This is a genomic window from Rhodococcus sp. PAE-6 (assembly GCF_025290685.1).
Taxonomy (GTDB): Bacteria; Actinomycetota; Actinomycetes; order Mycobacteriales; family Mycobacteriaceae; genus Rhodococcus; species Rhodococcus pyridinivorans.
This window is the reverse complement of record NZ_JAOCLZ010000277.1, coordinates 1-230: the sequence shown is the minus strand read 5'-3', so window position 1 is coordinate 230 and position 230 is coordinate 1. Positions and strand designations below refer to the sequence as shown.

The 230-nt window shown below is 65.2% G+C and carries 1 pseudogene; it reads left to right on the top strand.

Annotated features, from left to right (window positions below):
* A pseudogene (locus tag NVV99_RS27020) lies at positions 1 to 230 on the top strand (mammalian cell entry protein); the annotation flags it as partial.

The window sequence follows — 230 nt, the reverse complement described above, 5'->3', positions numbered from 1 at the left end:
GGAGTTGTCGGACACGATGCGCACGCTCTCGGAGGGGCGCACCGATCTGTTCTCGACGATCCGCAAGCTGCAGACCTTCGTGTCGGTCCTCTCGTCGAGCAACGAACAGATCGTGCAGGTCGGCGGTCGTCTCGCGTCGGTCTCGGACGTGCTCGCGCAGAGCTCCGACCAGCTCGGTGCCTCCGTGTCCGAGTTGAACATCGCCGTCGGCGACGTACAGCGGTTCGTGC